The organism is Paenibacillus sp. Soil766 (assembly GCF_001428105.1).
In the GTDB taxonomy this organism is placed as follows: domain Bacteria; phylum Bacillota; class Bacilli; order Paenibacillales; family NBRC-103111; genus Paenibacillus_E.
The window spans coordinates 396515-416101 of sequence record NZ_LMSJ01000023.1 but is presented as its reverse complement, the minus strand read 5'-3'; the positions used below and the strand labels follow the sequence as shown (position 1 = coordinate 416101).

The window sequence follows — 19587 nt, the reverse complement described above, 5'->3', positions numbered from 1 at the left end:
ATTTCCATCCTAGCTACCGCTATATTTAGTTTTAACAACGCTTCAAAAAGTCTGAAAAGTACATAAGAATGCACGAATTTTTCTATGGGCATGGAATCCATAATAAGATAATCTAAGAAAAGACACTGACGATGCGGTCAGTGTCTTTTCTCACTTTGCGTGAAGGGGCTGAACACCTTGATTACAGACCGATTTCGTCGCATATCCTTCAAGGATATGAAGATTAAACATAAGCTTATGGTCGTCATGATGCTATTAATCGTATTTTTTTGCCTAGTGGTCACTTCATGCTTGCAATATGTCTTTCAAGCTTATGATGAAATGCTATATGTACAGTCTGCTCGAAGCATTAATAATTCAATTGGCGATATAGAGAATGAAATTAGCAATATTGAAAAGCTATCGCTGACGATCGCTACGGACGCTAGAATTCAAGATCAGCTTAAAAAAGTAAAGGAAATGACCAATGAATACGATCGGGCACAAGCGTTAACAGATTTCAAAAATAAGATTTTCGTCTATATTTTGACTGAAAAGAATATATCCTCGATTCGTTTTATTAATGATTTCGGATACGATTTGATGGTTGGCCAAAGTGCACAGATACCAGAGGAACGCAAAAAGGATGAGGTTATCATCAAAGCGAGGCAAGCAAAGGGAGCTAATGTGTGGGTAGAGCCCGATGCCGCTCATCCATATCTATTGGCCGCAAGAGAGATTCGTTCGACAGGAGCGGACTTGCTGGAGCCGTTGGGTACGCTTATTTTCCAAGTGAATTTAGATACCGTCGTGCAGCACCATCAAACAGCTATTCAAGAAAGCGGAATGCTCTACATCTGGAAAGGTAATGAGCCCATTTATACACCTGATCAAGCCTATCAGCCTGAAGCAGCTATTCGTGACGCCAAACAAGGCTATACGATTCAAAAAAATAATGGAATGAGCTCTTTTATTGCCTACACCACTTCTCATGAAATGGGATGGACCTATTATAGTGTGCTCTCCTATAACGACATTTTCAAGAAAAAGAATGATCTGCGATTTGCTCTTCTTGTGGTTGTGCTTCTCCTATTCCTAACGGTAATTGCGATTAGTTATCGCTTTGCCAGAGGGATCACGAAGCCAATCGAGCGATTAACTCAGCAGATGAGGTATGCAGAAAAAGGCGATTTTGAATTAATTGTTCCTAATTCCCCAGAAACGGTCCGATCCGATGAAGTCGGTTATTTGCAAAAACGTTTTTTTATTATGATTCAAAGAATTGATACATTGATCGAAGAGAACTATACCCGGCAAATGTTATTGAAGGATACGGAGTACAGGGCTTTACAAGCGCAAATTAACCCGCACTTCTTATACAACACGCTAACCTCGATCAATTGGATGGCAAGGACAAGCGGACAAGCAGCCATCTCAAATATGGTGGAATCTCTTAGCAGATTGCTGCGGAACGCCATCAGCAATAATATACAAGTCATTACTCTCGGTGAGGAGATTGGACTCCTTCACGATTATATGCATATTCAAAAGGTGAGATTCGAGAGCGAACTCCAATTTGTTCTTGATATCGATGAGAGATACTATAAATACCGAATACCGAAAATGTCTATTCAGCCAATTGTCGAAAATGCGATTAAACACGGTTTGGAAAATATGCTAGGCAACTGTACGATCACAGTCACTGCTGCTCAATCAGAGGAATCCATCGAAATATCCGTTATGGATAACGGTCCAGGTATGGACGAAAACGCACTAGAACAATTGAGAATATTCGCCATGCCTTCTAAAGGGACGGGGATCGGGCTCAAAAATATTCATGAGCGCTTACGGCTTATGTTCGGGGAATCGGCTGGACTTTATTTCGATAGTAAGGCGGGGAAGGGCACTCAGGTTACGATTAAGATTCCGAAGGAGAGTGAGGCAAATGTATAAAGTTCTATTAGTAGACGACGAGAAGTTATCCAGAGATAGCATAGCTGCTTTGATTCATTGGGATGAACACGGCTTGCAGTTGATTGGAGCTGCCAAAAATGGATTCGAAGCTTTAGATTGGGTCGACAAGGAGATGCCGGATATCGTGATCACCGACATCAAAATGCCTGTCATGAATGGTCTTGAACTCATTGGAAAGATTAAGGAGAAAAGAAGCGATACCGTGTTTGTCGTGCTTTCTGGCTATGACGAGTACGATTATATGAGCGAAGCTATGCGTTACGGCATCAAGCATTATCTGCTTAAGCCATGTAATGAGCTGCAAATCATTGATATTTTGAGCGAAATCAAAATAGAAATCGCCAATGTGAGCAGGGAGCGCGAGTTTTTCACAAAACTGAACAATAATTTTTATCGGGTGCTGCCTCACGTGAAAGAACAATTCCTGAGAGATATTGCCCTAACAGGTACCTATAACCAGCAGGACTTCGAAGAATTTATGGCCATGTTTCATATCCATGCGCAATCGTTTCAACTAGTTCTTGTTCAATTAGGCGAGAGCCGTGGCTACCTAGAGAAGTTCGCATTGAAAAATATTGCCGAAGATTTGTTTACCGCGGAGAAGCTTTATTTAAGTACGGTTGTTGAAGACAGTGTACTTCTATTGATACAAAGCATGGCGTTCGAGAATCTGGCGACGATTTTAAATGAAATCAGAGATATTTATAAGTCTTATTACCGATTAGAACTTTTTATGGGCGTTAGCGGAGCCGGAGGCTTCAAGGACATTCGAAGTATGTACAAAGAGGTACATGACGTACTTCGCTATCGTTTCTATTTTACAGAAGGATGTATGCTCACTAGTAGCGATGTCAAGGTTACGACAAAGGTCGCGTGGCAGGTTGATTTTAATTCGTCATTTGAAGCCATCGCCTCTTCCGTAAAGGCAGGAGATGTAAAAGATGTCACCCATAGACTTCAGTCTCTCTTCGACGTTTTTGAGAAGAATCGCATGGAGATCAACGAGGTTAAATCGCATTGTATGGAATTATACATGATTGTTATTCGTCAGGGCCAGCAGGCTCCGTCCACAGATAAGATGTTCCAGGTCGTCAAATTTCAAGAATTAGATACGCTGCATGCGACCTTTGAGTTTCTTCATGCGGTATCGGAAGAAGTAGCTATATCCAATTATCATCAATCGTCCACCAATCAAAACCAGATGATCTCGTCTGTCATTCGAATTATCGATGAGCATCTCAGCAACCCCGAATTATCGTTAACTTGGATTGGGAAAGAACTTCTTTATATGAACGTAGACTATTTGGGCAGATTATTCTCGAAAGAAACCGGGGTGAAATTTTCGCAATATGTCCTGGAACGCAGAATGGAGCAGGCGATCCGTTTGATTGAGCAAGCAGGTGATTTGAAAATATACGAAATATCCAAATTAACTGGTTTCAGAGAAGACACACAATATTTTAGTAAAGTGTTTAAAAAATATACGGGATTCACGCCTTCGGAGTTTAAACGGAATATCGATGAAGGAGTAAGGATGTAACTGAAACATGTGAAAACTCGAATTTTTGCATATAGGTCATCGAGTTATTGCATTGTTCCCATAGCTTCGCAGAGGTACGATGGTATAAAGACAAATGGTATTCTCAGGGCCCGAAAATAGCCATTGGTTATCGATCACATAGTTTCCCACAGGAATGTATATGACAGGAGGGTTTTTTGAGATGAAATATAAAGCGATAACACCGATTGTGGCAAGTATAGCTGTAACGATGGCACTAGCAGGTTGCTCCAGCGGAACGAAGGATGCAGGTACGGCAACAGCAACTGCAGCAGCAACAACATCAAGCTCGCCAAGTCAAACTGAGAGCGCTAAAGCAAGCTCTCTGCGCGTGCTATGGTGGGGATCTCAGCCTAGACACGATGCAACCAATAAAGTGATAGACATGTATAAGAAAGACCATCCAAATGTGTCTTTTCAGCCTGAATTTCAGGGGTTTGATGGTTATTGGCAGAAAGTAACGCTGCAAGCTGCGACCAACAATATGCCCGATGTGCTGCAATACTATGTAGGTTCTGCGGATACACAGCAGTTTATGGACAAAAATTTAATTGCGCCTCTGGATGATCTAGTGGTGAATAAGCTTATCGATGTAAGTGATATCAGTGAGAGTGCCTTGTCTAGCGGTAAGCTTGGAGGAAAATTGTATGGTATACCTCTTGGTGTTAATGCCAAAGCGATGGTTGTAGATCCAGAGGCATATCAAAAAGCAGGATTGACGATTCCGGAGAATGGCTATGCAACATGGGAAGATCTCGGGAAAGACTTGGTCAAGTTGAAGGCGGTTACCGGATCATACGGCGCTGACGATCTTCTTGGTGAAAACTTCATGTTCCCGTATTATGCTAGGCAGATGGGGCAGGTTCAATATGCAGATAAAACGGGCATTGGTTTTGATGAAAAGACCTATGTAGATTTCTATACGATGAAAAAGAATTGGAGCAAAGAGGGTTTGATCCCGCCGATTGATGTATTCCTCTCGATCAAATCACCGGAAGAATCCAATCTCGTAAAGAAGAAATCAGCTGTCAATATCATCTATACGAATCAGTTTGAGAGTATCTCCAAGGCGGCTGGTAAGGAGTTAAAACTTATCCCTCTTCCGGGACCTAACGGGGCAAAAGCAATGGATTTGCGCCCAGGCAATCATTTTTCAATTCCGAACAACTCAATCAATAAAGAAGAAGCAGCCAAATTCATCAGTTATTTCGTTAACAATGTAGAGGCGAATAAAGTTCTTAATGCGGATAGAGGTATGCCGGTGGCGGGTAAAGTAAGGGACGGCATTAAAGATGGATTTACGCCAGCGCAAAAGGTAGCCGCTGCCTATATTGATCAAGTTGCCAAAGCAAGCGCTCCAATGGATCCTCAACCACCTGCAGGCTCAACGGAGATTGAGAAGCTCATGCTGGATTTGGAGCAGCAAATCCTATATAACAAGACGACTCCAGAGCAAGCTTATGTAACGTTGAAAAGCGAATCCGTTAAAATTTTGGACAAGAATAAGAAATAATAACATCCAGTGAAATAAGATGAACTATGATCTTCAAGAAAAGGCAGCTTAACATGCTGCCTTTTTTTGTTTTGCCATTCCTATCAGCGAGCAGATAGGAGAATATCTCGACTTTTTGCACAGAGGTCATCGAGTTATTTCATTGTTCCCAAAGCCTTGCAGAGGTACGATTATACTAGGACGATTGATATTCCAAGGGCCCGGAATAGCCATTGCTTACAAGAAAGTAACGGAAGAGGTGGACGAGAAGTGAGAAAAACAGCTGTGCGCTCGGATTTTGAGAACGCGGCAGGTTATATGTTCATTTTGCCGTGGATTATTGGGTTTTTAGCTTTTACCTTAGTTCCTTTGATTTGTCTGATTTACTTTTCGTTTACGAAATATGATCTGTTATCTTCCCCCAAATGGTTGGGATTAGACAATTATGTTGAAATATTAACGAATGACCCCAAATTTATACAATCGTTGGAGGTGACTTTCATTTACGTACTTATTGCGATTCCTGCACGTCTGATCGTAGCACTCGCGATTGCCATGCTGCTGAATACGAAACATCGCCTTGTCGGGGTTTATCGCACAGTGTTCTATATTCCTTCTATCATCGGGGGGAGTGTTGCAGTTGCCGTCATGTGGAGACTGTTGTTCTCTAGAGAGGGGGCCGTCAACTCAATCATTGGGTATCTGTTCGGTAAGACCCCTGATATTTCTTGGGTCGGGGACCCGAGTACCGCGTTAGGTTCAATTGTACTGCTCAGCATGTGGCAATTTGGATCGCCTATGGTTATTTTTCTGGCGGGCTTAAAAAACATTCCTGCTTCGTACTATGAAGCTGCAGTAGTCGATGGTGCGAACGGTTGGCAAAGATTCATTCGGATTACCTTGCCGCTGCTCAGTCCTGTCCTATTCTTTAATTTAGTCATGCAAATAATCGGTGGTTTTATGACGTTTACACAAGGCTTAATCATTACAGGTGGAGGTCCTTTGGATAAAACGTTGTTCTACCAGCTGTATGTATATCGGAGAGGGTTCGAATTATTTGAAATGGGTTACGCCGCAGCTTTGTCCTGTATTCTGTTAGTGATTGTGGCGATCCTAACAGCCATCGTATTCAAAACATCAAATTCGTGGGTTCATTATGAATCAAAGGGTGAATGAAATGACATCAACTTGGAAATCGATACTGCCGAAGCTAAGTTTCCAGATCTTGTGCGTACTCATTGCTGTACTCTCGTTATATCCCGTAATATGGATGATTTCTAGTTCCTTTAAAGAAAGCGCTAGAGTTTTTGCCGAATCGCATTCCCTGTTACCGCAAGTATGGAACTTCTCTAATTATGCACGCGGCTGGAAGGGATTTGCCGGGATATCTTTTGCCACCTTTTTTACAAATACGATTATTATCGTCTTACTGTCAACATTAGGCGCCTTGCTATCTTGTTCTTTGATTGCTTATGGCTTTGCACGGATCAAATTTCGGTGGAAAGGGTTCTGGTTTGCAACCGTGATGGTGACCATGCTGCTGCCGTCTCAAATTATTCTAATCCCGCAGTATATCATATTTTATAAAATACATTGGATCAACACCATCCTTCCGCTCGTAGTCCCATCCTTTTTCGGAAGCGCGTTCTTTATTTTTCTTATCATGCAGTTTATTCGGACCATTCCGTATGAACTCGATGAGTCGGCGAAAATGGACGGCTGTAATCGTTTCGGTATTTATCTCAAAATTATTATTCCACTAATTGTACCGGCGCTGGTTACATCAGCGATCTTTGAATTTTATTGGACATGGGATAAATTCTATGAAGCGATGATTTATTTAGGGAAGCCAAAGATGTATACCGTAAGCGTAGCGCTGCGAATGTTTGCGGATCCTAGTTCACAAACCGATTGGTCAGCTATGTTCGCGATGGCAAGTTTATCCTTGCTTCCACCTGTTATCGTATTCTTTATTTTCCAGCGATACATTGTGGATGGTATAAGCACCACGGGATTGAAAGGTTAATAAGGGCAAGTAGAAGAAGTCACCGAAAGGATGTTATGAACATGACCCGAGTGGTAACAAACTTGATGCATGATTGGGAATTTACTTTAAAAGAGCCACTAGATCAAAACTTCGAGCCCGTAAATTTGCCTCATGATTGGGCAATTAATGCTCCTATTAATCGAACAATGGCCCAAGGGCTAGCGCAAGGATTTAGAGACCGTTGGGGGATTGGCTGGTATAGAAGAGTTATTGCTTTAGAAGAGATGAAGGAAGGTTATGTGTATCAGCTGCAGTTTGACGGTGTTTATGAAAACAGTACGGTCTTGGTCAACGGCAAAGAAGCCGGCGGGCAAAAATATGGATATTCTAGCTTTACGCTGGATATTACGGACTACCTCCATAAAGGGGAGAATCGAATCCTGGTTAAAGTGGATAACATGTCTTTTCCAGCAGATAGATGGTATTCAGGGGCAGGAATTTATAGAACCGTTAAGTTGCTTGAATTGAATGAGAATCATCTTAAACCGGAAGAGATCCAAGTGAAGACAGAAATGCATGGGGATGCAGCCATCGTTACCATTTTCACAGGAGTTTCTTCCCATGTAAAAGCAAGTATTTCTGATGGAACTATACGCTTCACTGGCGAGTCGGATAACGGAATGATCCGTGTTGAGATACCAAGTGTAAAGCTGTGGAGTCCTGATCGGCCGCATTTGTATCATTTGGAATTATCTCTTTTTGAAGGGGAGCGCCTAGCTGATGCATATGGATTGCGGATTGGCGTCAGAGAGATCGAGATGCTTGCCGGCAAAGGAATGTTTATCAATGGTGAATTGACAAAGATTAAGGGGTTATGCATCCACCAAGATGCGAGCTGTCTTGGAATAGCTGTACCTCCGGAAATTTGGAAAGAAAGGCTTATCAAATTCAAAGCGATGGGATGCAATGCCATTCGAACGGCCCATCACATGCCTGCATCTGAAATTCTAGATCTGTGTGATGAATTGGGACTGCTCGTTTATGAAGAGCCGTTTGATAAATGGACGGGAGGTTCCTATCGAAGATATTTTGAAACAGAATGGCAAAATGACCTGACATGTATGGTGAAAAGGGATCGAAACCATCCATGCATATTTATATGGGGCGTTGGGAACGAGGTTGAAAATCAAGGGCAGGCATCCATGATCAACATTTTGAAAATGCTTAGAGATCATCTGCTAACTCTCGATGATACCAGACCGATCTCTTATGCCATGAATCCGCACTTTAAATATGAGAGTAGTGTCGACCTCTCTCAAGTGAAGGATATTCAACAATTTGTAGATGAAGAAAGTGATACCGAAATTTATAATCTAGAAGAGCGAATCGAGCGTATCCGAAGAATTTCCGAACATGTAGATGTGCTAAGCTGCAATTATCAAGAGCAGTGGTACCCCGCCATTCACGAGGCTATGCCAGATAAATTAATTTTGGGATCAGAGACATACCAATTTTTTAGAGGCCACCCAGATCAGATGCAAAATTATAGCGATGAAGTTCCTTGGATGGATGTCGAGAAGCATGAGTATGTGATAGGCGGTATGCTTTGGACAGGCATTGATTACCTAGGTGAATCGATGGGGTATCCCGCCAAAGGATGGGCAGGTTCATTATTCTCGACGAACAATGAGCGTAAGCCGCTGTCTTACCTTTATGAAAGCTACTGGTCAGAGAGACCGATGGTATATTTGGCTGTTATGGATTATTCTTTGCAGGATGAAGGTGCGAAAGAACATTGGGATACGCCACGATATGCGAATCATTGGAATTTCCCGCAGTTTAACAAAACCGTTATTCCCTATATGATCGCAACGAATTGTGATGAAGTGACTCTGGAATTGAACGGCAAGCAGTTTTATGTACAGAAACCATCGGCTTATCCGAACAAAATGATTACAGGCTATCTTCCTTATTTACCTGGGACAATTACTGTGAGAGGGTTTAGTAATGGGGAAGAAACGTGTCAATATACATTAGCAACAGCTGGGCCAGCTGTTAGACTTGCCTTTGATACCGCTGATTTCAGTTTGGAAGCAAAGCAAGGTTATCAGCAGTTATTCACGGTTCGGGCAAAAGATCGTGAAGGAATCTCCGTATTTCGTGAAAGTTCAAAAGTTACTTTCAGGGTTACTGGTCCGGCTGAGATCGTTGGCGTTGACAATGGTGATCTATGCTCGAGTGAGACGTATGACAATCATTGGATGCATTTGTACCGAGGCTGTGTCAGTACAGTTATCAGATTAACCGGAGATAAGGGACGTGTAGTATTATCAGCGTTCTCTGAAGGCATGTATCATTCAGATCTTGTAATCAGTGTTGTTTAAGTAAAAACGGCTGACCCTGTTTGACAAACAGGGCCAGCCGTTTTTTTATTACAATTTTACAGCTATCTTCGATATGCCGGATTCGGGATTAAGCACAATGCCGGTTGCAGTACTTGTCCAAGATGCACCTTCTACGGATGTGACGGAATTGAAGCCTCTGAGGACAATGGTGTAGGGTTTAGTTCCGCCTTGAACAGAGATGTCGATAAGTTCAACATGGCGGACTGCTTTTACGGTTAATTGCAGATTAGCTTGCACGTCATAAATCGACGTTTCCGCGACTGCTCCATCCTCCAGTTCAAACAAATGAAGGGACACTCCGTCCACATAATCATAATCGGGCTTCTGATCGTTTACGCCTATGGCAAGCAGCGTATTAGGCTTAACTAACAGTGGAAGTGTCATATAGCCATGTGTTTCTTCCCGCCATTTACCGCCTTCAACCACTTGTCCGCTGAAGAAATCGGTCCAACGTCCTTCGGGAACATAATACATGACCGTTCCTTGATCATTAAAAATGGGGGCTACAAGCAGATTGTCACCCAACATGTATTGCGTATCCAGGTGATGTGTGGACGGGTCCGACGGGAAATCCAGCACCATTGCGCGCATCATTGGAATCCCAATTTCTGTGGATTGGATAGCACTTGCAAACAGATAGGGCATTAACGTACTTTTTAACTTTGTAAAATGTCGGAGCACATCTACGGCTTCTTCGTCAAACAGCCATGGAACACGGTAAGATTCATTGCCGTGCAGACGACTGTGAGAGGACAGCAGGCCAAAAGCTACCCAACGCTTATAAATATCAGGCGGTGCCGTTCTTTCAAAACCGCTGATGTCATGGCTCCAGAATCCAAAACCGGATAAACCGAGCGAAAGGCCTCCGCGAAGCGATTCCGCCATGGAGTCGTAATTGGCAGAGCAGTCGCCGCCCCAGTGTACGGGGAATTGCTGTCCTCCGGCCGTTGCGGAGCGGGCAAACAACATGGCCTCGTTCTTGCCGAGTTTTTCTTCTAGCACTTCAAATACGGCTTTATTGTATAGGAATGTATAGTAGTTATGCATTTTGAATGGATCCGAACCGTCGTGGTATTTGACATTGGTCGGGATGCGCTCGCCGAAATCGGTTTTGAAGGAGTCCACGCCCATATCAATTAACCGTCTTAAATGACCTTTGTACCATTCCGTTGCTTCCGGATTCGTGAAATCGACAAGCCCCATGCCGGCCTGCCAGAGATCCCACTGCCAAACGTGATCATCCAAGGTTTTGACCAAATATCCCTTGTCCATGCCTTCTTGAAAGAGCGGTGATTTCTGGCCAATATACGAATTGATCCAGACACAGATTTTGAGTCCTTTGTCTTTTAAACGCCCCAACATACCTACCGGATCAGGGAACATATCGGCATCCCACTCAAAGTTGGTCCATTGATATTCTTTCATCCAGAAACAATCAAAATGGAACACATGCAGCGGAAGGTCGCGTTCAAACATTCCGTCGATGAAACTGTTCACGGTAGCTTCATCATAATCCGTTGTGAAAGAGGTCGTTAACCATAGACCGAACGACCAGGCCGGCGGCAAAGCGGGTTTGCCGGTAAGTTTCGTGTAATTATTCAGAATATCTTTTAGAGTTTTACCCCCAACAATGAAATACTCCACACTTTCGCCAGGTACGCTGAACTGGACTTTGGACACAACCTCAGAGCCGACTTCGAACGATACGTGCTCGGGATGATTGACGAAAACGCCATATCCTTTACTAGATAAGTAAAAGGGCACATTTTTGTAGGATTGCTCACTACTTGTGCCGCCATCTTCGTTCCAAATATCCACGGTTTGCCCGTTTTTCACTACATTTGTAAATCTTTCTCCGAGTCCGTAAATATGCTCACCAATGCCAAGGTCAAGCTGCTCGCGAAAGTAAATCTCTTTGTTAGCTGTCGTTATATGCCCTGCACCTTTACTGTTGGTACCCGTTAGACGACGCTCCTCGAAAAAAAACTCGGTCCCCCACGTATTATGTTTGTTGACTTTGACGCTTAATCCGCCGGATTTCATGGTCACATGATCGGTGCTGTTATCGATTGAAACCGGGGTCTGCTGATTATCGAACAATTCAAAAGCGGGTCCTTGTGAACGTTTGCCTGCATGATGGGTCCAGCGCACACGGATGACATCAGGTAAAGGTGAGCTCAATTCACAAGTCAGCATCGCGCCATTTAAGGTATCCCCTTTTCGCTGAATCTTCCGTGCGGCAGCATATACAGTCAGACTGCTATCTTCTTGATGTACGTCGCGGACATCGACAGGATTAAGGACGGTGTACCCTTCTTTTGCCATCCAATAACCGTTAGAAAATTTCATTGCCATCATCCCTCCAAAGTGTTGTAATATAATTATATTGATTTAAAAGCTCTATTCCTTTCGTTATATTGTGAAATAATATCAGTATTTTGACATGTGATTTGATATTCTATAAAGGGGGAACTATCGCCATGCAGCAAGCCAGTTTAAAAGAGGACCGCATTCACGGTGATCCGCTGTATCCGATCCGAGTTTATGAAATCTGCTGCCAGCCAGGGGAAGAACTGCTTGAACTCCATTGGCATGATGAATTGGAGTTTCTCATGCTTAATAAGGGGAAGGCGGTATTCCGTGTTTCTATGGAGGACTATGAATTGGAAGCCGGGGAAGCGATTTTCGTGAATTCCGGTCAGCTTCATTCCGGTCGCATTTCTGCCAACGAAGAATGTTTCTTCACTGCCGTGGTGTTTCATTCGGATATTTTGGGAGGCGAGCGGTTCGACCTTATTCGTGAGAAATATATTAACCCGCTAATCCAGCAGAAATATGACGTTCCTGCCCACATCAGCTATCATACTGCCGGCGAGCGAGAGATATTGGCAATGTTGTTGCAAGTGTTTGACTTGAATATAAATGAAAGACCTTTATATGAACTTTCTACAAAAGGATTGCTTCAATTGATGATTTCAAAGCTAATTATGCTTGGAGGTCCTGCTTTTCGTGAACTTCCGCATTCTGTCAATCCTACACACATTGATCGCTTAAAGCTGATAATCGAATATATGCAAGTAAACTATAGCAGTCCGATTCGTTTGGAGGACCTCGCGGCGTTAATTTCTTTCAGCGAGTCTTATTTCTGCCGATATTTCAAGGGTTTTACAGGGAAAAGTCCACTAGAGTACTTAAACCAGGTGCGGGCGCAGCGAGCAGCTTTAATGCTGAAGGATACCAACATGAAAATTACAGAGATTTCACTTGACGTCGGCTTCAACACCTTGAGTTATTTTATCGGCGTGTTCAAAACGCATTTTGGTTACACACCTTCTGAATATCGAAAAAGATTAAGGACAAGCGAGGAAATAAGTGGACATTCAAGAGTCATTGTTTCTAGTTAAATTAAGCCTGATGGGGGGAGTGATGATCGTTGTTTGCTAAAATGCAGGAGAATGTGAAGTCATTTCTGTATGATTATTTAACCTTAAAAAAGAGGATTTTTATCATTTTCTTATGCAGTACACTGATTCCTTTTATTTGTATCGTTCTGATTTCGTATTACACGATTTATTCCATTCTGACCAACAAAATTCAGAGCGGTATTCAAAGTAATTTAAAACAAGTAGAGCTCTCCTTAGAAAGCACGATAAGCAATTTGAATCATGTCTCTCAGCAGCTTGCGTTTGCAGGAAGTGTGGGTAAGAAGTTGGATCAAATGTTATCGATTCCAGCTAGTCAATCTTTCGAACGCTCGCAAATGATAAGCGAATTAAAAGATGAATTAAGCTTAGTCACCTTTACCAATCCCAATATTGGTTTAACCTTGTACTATTTTCAAAATGACCATACCTATGATCTCGAGAATTCGGGTGTAAAGGAGAATTTCTCCCCTGAAAAACTGCCATTGCTTGCAGAATACTCAGGAATTTCTTACTACGGTCCTCATTTAAGCAACAATCAATTTGATAATAATTTTGTTTTATCTGCACGAAGGAAAGTGGATTTACCTCTTCGTGATGATGTCTATGTCTACATTGAAACAGGGTTTCATCTAGCGCAGAACATTCTGAATAATGATCAATTTGGGGGAGCGAATTTCCATGTTTTCCTAGATAATAATGGCAGAATTGCGTATAGTGAGCTTCCAGATACATTTGTAAAAGATACAATATTCCCTAGTTTCTCCAATGAAAAAACCTATGGCACACATAATGAGTTTTATTGGTTTAGGCAGGCAAGCAATCAAGGATGGAGTCTCGTGTCGGTCATTCCGAAAGCGGAATACAATAAAGAGATGAATCAATGGATTGTTCAAATTTTGCTGTTTGCGCTCCTTTTCCTAGGAATGAGCGTACTCATGGCCTGGCTTTTATGGAAAATGGTATATCGCCCGTTAAATGGCTTTAATAGAGAAATCAAGTTGATGGCACAAAACCGAGTCCAGACTGTTACGGTACGAACAAAAATACCGGAGTTTGATTTTCTATTGCATCAATTTAGGCAAATGAGAGAACAAATTTGGAATTTGTTTGCCGAAGTCGAGCGAAAAGAGAAGCGAAGAGTGGATCTTGAGGTAGAGAAATTGCTCTATCAAATTAATCCTCATTTTTTAATGAATACATTGGATACGGTGCATTGGTTAGCCGTCATGAACGGACAGAATGAGATCGATCGTCTTGTATCCTCCTTAAATAAGCTGCTGCATTATAATTTAGGCAAGCTGGGACAGGCCTCTACCATTCATGAAGAAATAGAAGCCTTAAAGCAATATTTGATTTTACAGCAAATTCGTTATGATTTTAAGTTTGATGTCCAGATGAATGTCGATGAAGAGGTATGGAACATGCCGGTCCCTCGCTTTATTCTCCAACCGCTTGTCGAAAACTCGCTTTATCATGGGTTAAGTGATGACGGATATATCAAGGTAGATGTTAGTTTAACGAATGCGATTCATATCTCGATTCATGATAACGGTTCAGGCATGTCGGAAGAAACGATTTATAACCTATTGCACAATCCGGAAGTTGAAAACAAAAAAGTTGGTATGGGGATTGGCTTAAATTATGTTAAGCGAATGCTCGAATCCCAATATGGCGATCAGGCGGACCTGAGTATTACGAGTGTTATCGGAAAAGGGACAACCATCCTTGTTTCCTTACCTAATCTGGAGGTGAAATCCCGGCATGATTAAAGTGATGATTGTCGATGATGATAAATTGGTTCGCAAGGGCCTTATATCCGCCATGCCTTGGCATGATTTTGACATGGAGGTTGTCGGGGAAGCCAGTAATGGCGAGAAAGCTTTGGAATTTATAGCAGCGAATGCGATAGATTTATTGCTGACTGATTTGGCGATGCCTGTTATGTCTGGGATCGAATTGCTGAAAATCGTGAGAAAGCAATATCCGAGTATTTATACGGTCGTGCTAACCTTCCATCAGGATTTTGAATATATCCAAGAGGCACTGAGACTTGGGGCTATTGATTACATTGCCAAGGTTCAACTTGAAAAGGAGCGCTTTGAGGAAGTGTTGGAGCGGATATACAAACGGATTAAGGAGGAGCAGAAGCAGGCACCTAATCCAACGGATATCTTCTATGATAATGAACCTTCGCATAGTGTAGGTTCCGCCGCTCATGAAGGGGATAATCACCAACTGGAAGCAGCTCCAAAAGACTTAAACGTAGTGAAAGAGCAATGGTCGGGTCACGAATGGGTCTATCAAGATAACTTATTTACAACTCATATCCATGATTTGAAACAGCTGCGTTTGCCTCAAACAAAGCTGATCGGGTTGTTATATGCGTTACTCGATAAATGGAATCTTTTATTTCATCCTGTTGATTTGGCGGAAATTCAATTGCCTGATTCATTTGAAAGCTGGCTTCAGGTTGAAGAATGGCTGAAGGCTACTCGTGAAATGATTCGCAAGGCGATTGATAAACCTTCTTTTTCACAAGAGGTAGTAGAGTGTGTGATGAAAGCTGTTTACATTGCAAATGAAGAGATGAAAGAGCAAATTACGGCCTCGAGTGTTGCGAAGCGGGTTAATATGAGCAGAAGTTACTTTAGTCAGTGCTTTAAAGAAATTGTAGGCATTAATTTTAGTGAGCATTTACGTCACAAACGCTTAGAGAAAGCCAAGGAGTATCTACTATACACGAACAAAACGATTCTCTGGATTGCAGAGAACGTTGGATATATGGATGAAAAGTACTTTAGTCGCACCTTTCGGGAGCAAACAGGCCTGTTACCAAGCGAGTATCGGCTGAAGAGTGTAACGGGTAGAGAAATGTCCGAAAACTAGAGGGTCAAATGCCGTAAATTCATAAGATAGAGGGGATTATCTGCGAATTCTCGGTCATTTACCCCTCTAAATGTGTAACCGTTTTCCATCCTAGTAGTGCGATGTTTCATGATACTTTTAGGAAGTAGATAAATTCTAAAAGCGAAAGAAGGGGCTTTAAATGAGACGATCTAAAAAGAGCATGATGCTGTTACTTGCAGGGATGCTAGTCGTATTATCCGCATGCTCAGAAACGGCGAAACAATCACCTGCAGCTTCTACATCTTCTACTGCACCGGCGCAAACGGGAGCAGCGCAAACGGCAACTGAGGCAGGTCCATTCACCAAATCTGCCAATCCAATTACGATTAAAATTGGTAAAGATGTAGATGCATCCGATAAGACCTTGCCAGCGGGAGACTCCCCTGAAAACAATCCGTATACCCGTTATATAAAAGAAAACTTGAATATTGATACCAAGATTGTTTGGCAGGCTGCCAGTGGTAAGGATTATGACCAAAAAGTGAATTTATCCATAGCCAGTAATGATTTGCCGGATGCGTTGGTTGTGAAAGATACACAGTTCAGACAAATGGTTAAAAGTGGTCAACTGGCAGATCTGACCGAAGTTTACAATAAATATGCCTCACCTGCAATCAAACATATCATTGAAACAACGAAAGGACTTGCGCTTAAGTCGGTTACAGTAGATGGGAAGATGTATGCCATTCCTAACGTCACGACAGAATCGGATATGGTTCATATGATGTGGATTCGTAAGGATTGGTTGGACAAATTAGGCCTTCAACCACCTAAAACGATCGACGATCTAGAGAAAGTGGCAAAAGCGTTCGTAGAACAAGATCCTGACGGGAATGGAAAAGCCGATACCATTGGGATAACAGGCCCGCAATTAGGCGGTTTACTGAATGCAGATTTTATCAATCCTAATAATAATAACTATGGTTTCGACCCTATCTTTTCTTCGTATCATTCATACCCAGGATTTTGGTTAAAAGGTGCTGATGGTAAAACAACCTATGGCTCCCTTCAGCCAGAAACGAAGCAAGCTCTCTCGAAGCTGCGTGATCTCTATGCCAAAGGCTTGATTGATAAGGAAATGACCATTCGGAAGGATGCGCAGGAACTGATCAAGAATGGAACTTCAGGCATTTATTTCGGATTATGGTGGGCAGGCGGGTATGGTCCATTAGCTGATGCCATTAAGAATAATCCGAAGGCAAATTGGCAAGCTTATACGGCACCATTGGATGTGAATGGTGAATTTACACCTCACATGGGGAATCCCTCCAATCAATATCTAGTTGTTCGGAAAGGTTATGAGCATCCAGAGGCCGCCATTCAAATGGAAAATCTTTTGCTGCGCGATGAATCCAAATTCGATGTTAAAGTGGCAATTGGAAACTATCCGCTGCGAATCGTTTTTGCTCCAATGGATGAAATGGATGTTACGTACAAGATGATGAAAGAGGTTCTTGCAGGCACCAAAAAGCCGGAGGATCTAGATCTGCCAGGATATAAATTACTAAAAGCCGATGCTGAAAAAGTGAAAAAAGTGAAGCTGGAACCCTATGACAAATATGATATTCAATACTGGGACCCTAACGCGGATTTAGGGACATGGAAACGTATGTATTCCACATTTGTAGGGATATCCCCGCTGCAGCAGCCGTTTAAGAAAACGTATAGTGTTACCTACGCACAGACGAAAACGATGGAAAGCAGATGGGCTTCACTCGATAAATTAGAAAAGGAAACATTCCTCAAAATTATCATGGGAGCTGCGCCACTGGATACCTTTGATAAGTTCGTACAAGACTGGAAGAAGCAAGGCGGAGATCAAATTCTGGCTGAAATCGATGAGAGCATCAAATAGTAAGAAAGCATGGATGGCGTCAGAGAACCCTGGCGCCTTCCCCTTACAATAGAGAGAATGGAAGTGATCGGTAGGATGGTTACGAAGGGGTTTGCCAAACATTACTATCTCATGCTTCTTCCTGGATTTATATGGTTGACGCTGTTTAGTATCGTTCCTATGTTCGGTATTGTCATTGCTTTTCAAGATTTTAATCCAGGCCTGGGCATGTTTCATTCTGATTGGGTCGGATTGGAAAATTTTAAGTATATGTTCACGCTTAATGATAGCAAAACAGTATTTTTTAATACGTTATTTATTGCCGTTATGAAAATTATCGCGAATATGATTGTTCCGCTTATCTTCGCTTTATTGCTGAATGAATTGCGCATTGCATTATTAAAGAGATGGGTGCAGACGATTGTTTATTTACCGCACTTTTTATCTTGGGTTATTCTATCTGGCATTCTATTGGATATTTTGTCTTATAAAGGACCTGTTAACGGGATCTTAGGCCTATTCGGTATAAGCCCTACGTTGTTCTTTGCCAAGGCGGAATTGTTTCCCTTTATCATCGTCGGAAGTGATGTTTGGAAGGAATTTGGATTTAATACGATAATTTTCTTGGCGGCTTTAACGGGAATCAATCCTTCTCTATACGAAGCAGCTGCAATTGATGGCGCCACTCGCTGGCAGCGATTACTTCATGTCACACTTCCTGGCATTATGACAACGGTTATTTTACTTTCAGTGCTCAGCCTAGGCAATGTCTTAAATGCTGGATTTGACCAAATTTTCAACCTCTATAATCCACTTGTCTATTCAAGCGGCGATATTATTGATACCTGGGTTTATCGGACAGGTTTATTGAATCTCCAGTATGGATTGGCAACGGCAATGGGACTATTAAAATCAGTCATCAGTTTTCTTCTCATTACAACTTCCTATTTCCTAGCTGCTAAGTTTGCAAATTATCGTATTTTTTAATATAAAGGAGCATGAAAATGGTCAAAGAAACAACAATCGGCTCCAGAGTATTCGATCTTTTCCTTATCGTGCTGCTGGTTGGCATAGCGCTATTATGTGTTCTTCCTTTATGGTATACCCTTGCTATCTCGTTAAGTGATAATGCAGCAGCATCCTCGGGGCGAGTTGGTTTATGGCCGGTGGGGTTTAATTTGAACGCTTATCAAGAGATCATGGGTGACAGTAAATTTTTCAATTCGTTTTGGATTTCCATACAACGAGTCGTGTTGGGATCGAGCCTTAACTTCGTGATTATTATTTTGATGGGTTACCCCTTATCCAAAAATGCGAAAGACTTACCGTTTAGAAATGTGCTGATGTGGATTTTGGTATTTACGATGTTATTTAACGGAGGCTTAATCCCTTGGTATCAAACGGTTAAGTCACTAGGCTTGATCAATAATATTTGGGCGCTTGTCCTAGGAAACAGTGTGCCGATTTTCAGTGTAATTCTCGTCATTAACTATTTCCGTAATTTGCCTAAAGAATTGGAAGAGGCGGCACTTGTAGATGGGGCAGGACCTTGGTATATGCTCCTTAAAATTTACATTCCGCTGGCAGTTCCCGTATTGGCAACCGTAACCTTGTTCAGCATCGTCTATCACTGGAATGAGTTTTTTAATGGCCTTGTGTTGATGTCGACTGCGGATCATTATCCGCTGCAAACCTACATTCAGCAACTGGTCGTGATTGTGGACGCCAATACCATGACCGCGGAACAAATCCAGAAGATGAGTGAACTATCTAATCAGACCTTGAACTCGGCTAAAATCTTTATTGCTATGATTCCGGTTCTCATCATTTATCCGTTTTTACAAAGATTTTTTATCCACGGAATTACGTTAGGATCTGTAAAAGAATAAACAAGTAGAGCCGGTTATGCTATGTATGCTGCAACTCAACTGAACTGTGATCCGAAGATAACACTTTGAAAAAGTGCTCATCTTTCGGATCTTTTTTTTTTTGACAGAAGGTACAAATGAAGCAAGATCGCCATGTC

13 protein-coding genes are annotated in these 19587 nt (G+C 42.2%); 12 read left to right on the top strand and 1 reads right to left on the bottom strand.

Annotation, left to right across the window (positions count from 1 at the left end; translation table 11 throughout):
- Positions 1 to 177: 177 nt before the first annotated feature.
- The 6 genes from ASG89_RS19255 to ASG89_RS19230 all read left to right on the top strand — a co-directional run bounded on the left by ASG89_RS19255 (position 178) and on the right by ASG89_RS19230 (position 9374).
- Complete coding sequence (locus tag ASG89_RS19255) at positions 178 to 1932, top strand: sensor histidine kinase (protein WP_057312555.1); 1755 nt, start codon at positions 178 to 180, stop codon at positions 1930 to 1932.
- Entirely contained in the window at positions 1925 to 3493 is a 1569-nt protein-coding gene (locus ASG89_RS19250; RefSeq protein WP_057312553.1) for a response regulator, read from the top strand. Before ASG89_RS19255 ends, ASG89_RS19250 begins: the two co-directional genes overlap by 8 nt.
- Positions 3494 to 3674: 181 nt before the next feature.
- Positions 3675 to 5024: an ABC transporter substrate-binding protein gene (locus ASG89_RS19245; RefSeq protein ID WP_057312552.1), complete on the top strand. Its 1350-nt coding sequence runs from the start codon at positions 3675 to 3677 to the stop codon at positions 5022 to 5024.
- Positions 5025 to 5273: 249 nt separating this feature from the next.
- Positions 5274 to 6179, top strand: coding sequence for a carbohydrate ABC transporter permease (locus ASG89_RS19240; RefSeq protein ID WP_057312550.1), 906 nt, complete (start codon positions 5274 to 5276; stop codon positions 6177 to 6179).
- 1 nt (position 6180) lies between these two features.
- Positions 6181 to 7029, top strand: coding sequence for a carbohydrate ABC transporter permease (locus ASG89_RS19235; RefSeq protein WP_057312549.1), 849 nt, complete (start codon positions 6181 to 6183; stop codon positions 7027 to 7029).
- Between the two features lie 41 nt (positions 7030 to 7070).
- Entirely contained in the window at positions 7071 to 9374 is a 2304-nt protein-coding gene (locus tag ASG89_RS19230; protein WP_057312548.1) for a glycoside hydrolase family 2 TIM barrel-domain containing protein, read from the top strand.
- A gap of 48 nt (positions 9375 to 9422) precedes the next feature.
- Here ASG89_RS19230 and yicI read toward each other — a convergent pair whose 3' ends face one another.
- Positions 9423 to 11744, bottom strand: coding sequence for an alpha-xylosidase (yicI, locus tag ASG89_RS19225; RefSeq protein WP_057312546.1), 2322 nt, complete (start codon positions 11742 to 11744; stop codon positions 9423 to 9425).
- Positions 11745 to 11875: 131 nt separating this feature from the next.
- On the opposite strand from yicI, the gene ASG89_RS19220 reads away from it, so the two are divergent.
- From ASG89_RS19220 to ASG89_RS19195, 6 genes are all read left to right on the top strand, one after another.
- On the top strand, positions 11876 to 12799 hold the full coding sequence (locus ASG89_RS19220) for a helix-turn-helix transcriptional regulator (RefSeq protein ID WP_057312544.1): 924 nt from the start codon (positions 11876 to 11878) through the stop codon (positions 12797 to 12799).
- 41 nt (positions 12800 to 12840) lie between these two features.
- Positions 12841 to 14589, top strand: a complete 1749-nt coding sequence (locus ASG89_RS19215) for a sensor histidine kinase (protein WP_057312680.1) — start codon at positions 12841 to 12843, stop codon at positions 14587 to 14589.
- Entirely contained in the window at positions 14582 to 15706 is a 1125-nt protein-coding gene (locus ASG89_RS19210) for a response regulator transcription factor (protein ID WP_057312542.1), read from the top strand. Before ASG89_RS19215 ends, ASG89_RS19210 begins: the two co-directional genes overlap by 8 nt.
- Before the next feature lie 160 nt (positions 15707 to 15866).
- The gene (locus ASG89_RS19205) at positions 15867 to 17582 is read left to right on the top strand and encodes an extracellular solute-binding protein (protein WP_057312540.1); all 1716 of its coding nucleotides are present in this window, start codon (positions 15867 to 15869) and stop codon (positions 17580 to 17582) included.
- Between the two features lie 75 nt (positions 17583 to 17657).
- Positions 17658 to 18548, top strand: coding sequence for an ABC transporter permease (locus ASG89_RS19200; protein ID WP_057312538.1), 891 nt, complete (start codon positions 17658 to 17660; stop codon positions 18546 to 18548).
- Positions 18549 to 18565: 17 nt separating this feature from the next.
- On the top strand, positions 18566 to 19450 hold the full coding sequence (locus tag ASG89_RS19195; RefSeq protein ID WP_057312536.1) for a carbohydrate ABC transporter permease: 885 nt from the start codon (positions 18566 to 18568) through the stop codon (positions 19448 to 19450).
- Positions 19451 to 19587: the final 137 nt, after the last annotated feature.

Bases quoted from the DNA above. Each gene is read 5' to 3' on its own strand.
- ASG89_RS19250 (WP_057312553.1), top strand. From the start codon at position 1,925: ATGTATAAAGTTCTATTAGTAGACGACGAGAAGTTATCCAGAGATAGC.
- ASG89_RS19245 (WP_057312552.1), top strand. From the start codon at position 3,675: ATGAAATATAAAGCGATAACACCGATTGTGGCAAGTATAGCTGTAACG.
- ASG89_RS19235 (WP_057312549.1), top strand. From the start codon at position 6,181: ATGACATCAACTTGGAAATCGATACTGCCGAAGCTAAGTTTCCAGATC.
- ASG89_RS19230 (WP_057312548.1), top strand. From the start codon at position 7,071: ATGACCCGAGTGGTAACAAACTTGATGCATGATTGGGAATTTACTTTA.
- yicI (WP_057312546.1), bottom strand. From the start codon at position 11,744: ATGAAATTTTCTAACGGTTATTGGATGGCAAAAGAAGGGTACACCGTC.
- ASG89_RS19220 (WP_057312544.1), top strand. From the start codon at position 11,876: ATGCAGCAAGCCAGTTTAAAAGAGGACCGCATTCACGGTGATCCGCTG.
- ASG89_RS19215 (WP_057312680.1), top strand. From the start codon at position 12,841: ATGCAGGAGAATGTGAAGTCATTTCTGTATGATTATTTAACCTTAAAA.
- ASG89_RS19210 (WP_057312542.1), top strand. From the start codon at position 14,582: ATGATTAAAGTGATGATTGTCGATGATGATAAATTGGTTCGCAAGGGC.
- ASG89_RS19205 (WP_057312540.1), top strand. From the start codon at position 15,867: ATGAGACGATCTAAAAAGAGCATGATGCTGTTACTTGCAGGGATGCTA.
- ASG89_RS19200 (WP_057312538.1), top strand. From the start codon at position 17,658: ATGGTTACGAAGGGGTTTGCCAAACATTACTATCTCATGCTTCTTCCT.
- ASG89_RS19195 (WP_057312536.1), top strand. From the start codon at position 18,566: ATGGTCAAAGAAACAACAATCGGCTCCAGAGTATTCGATCTTTTCCTT.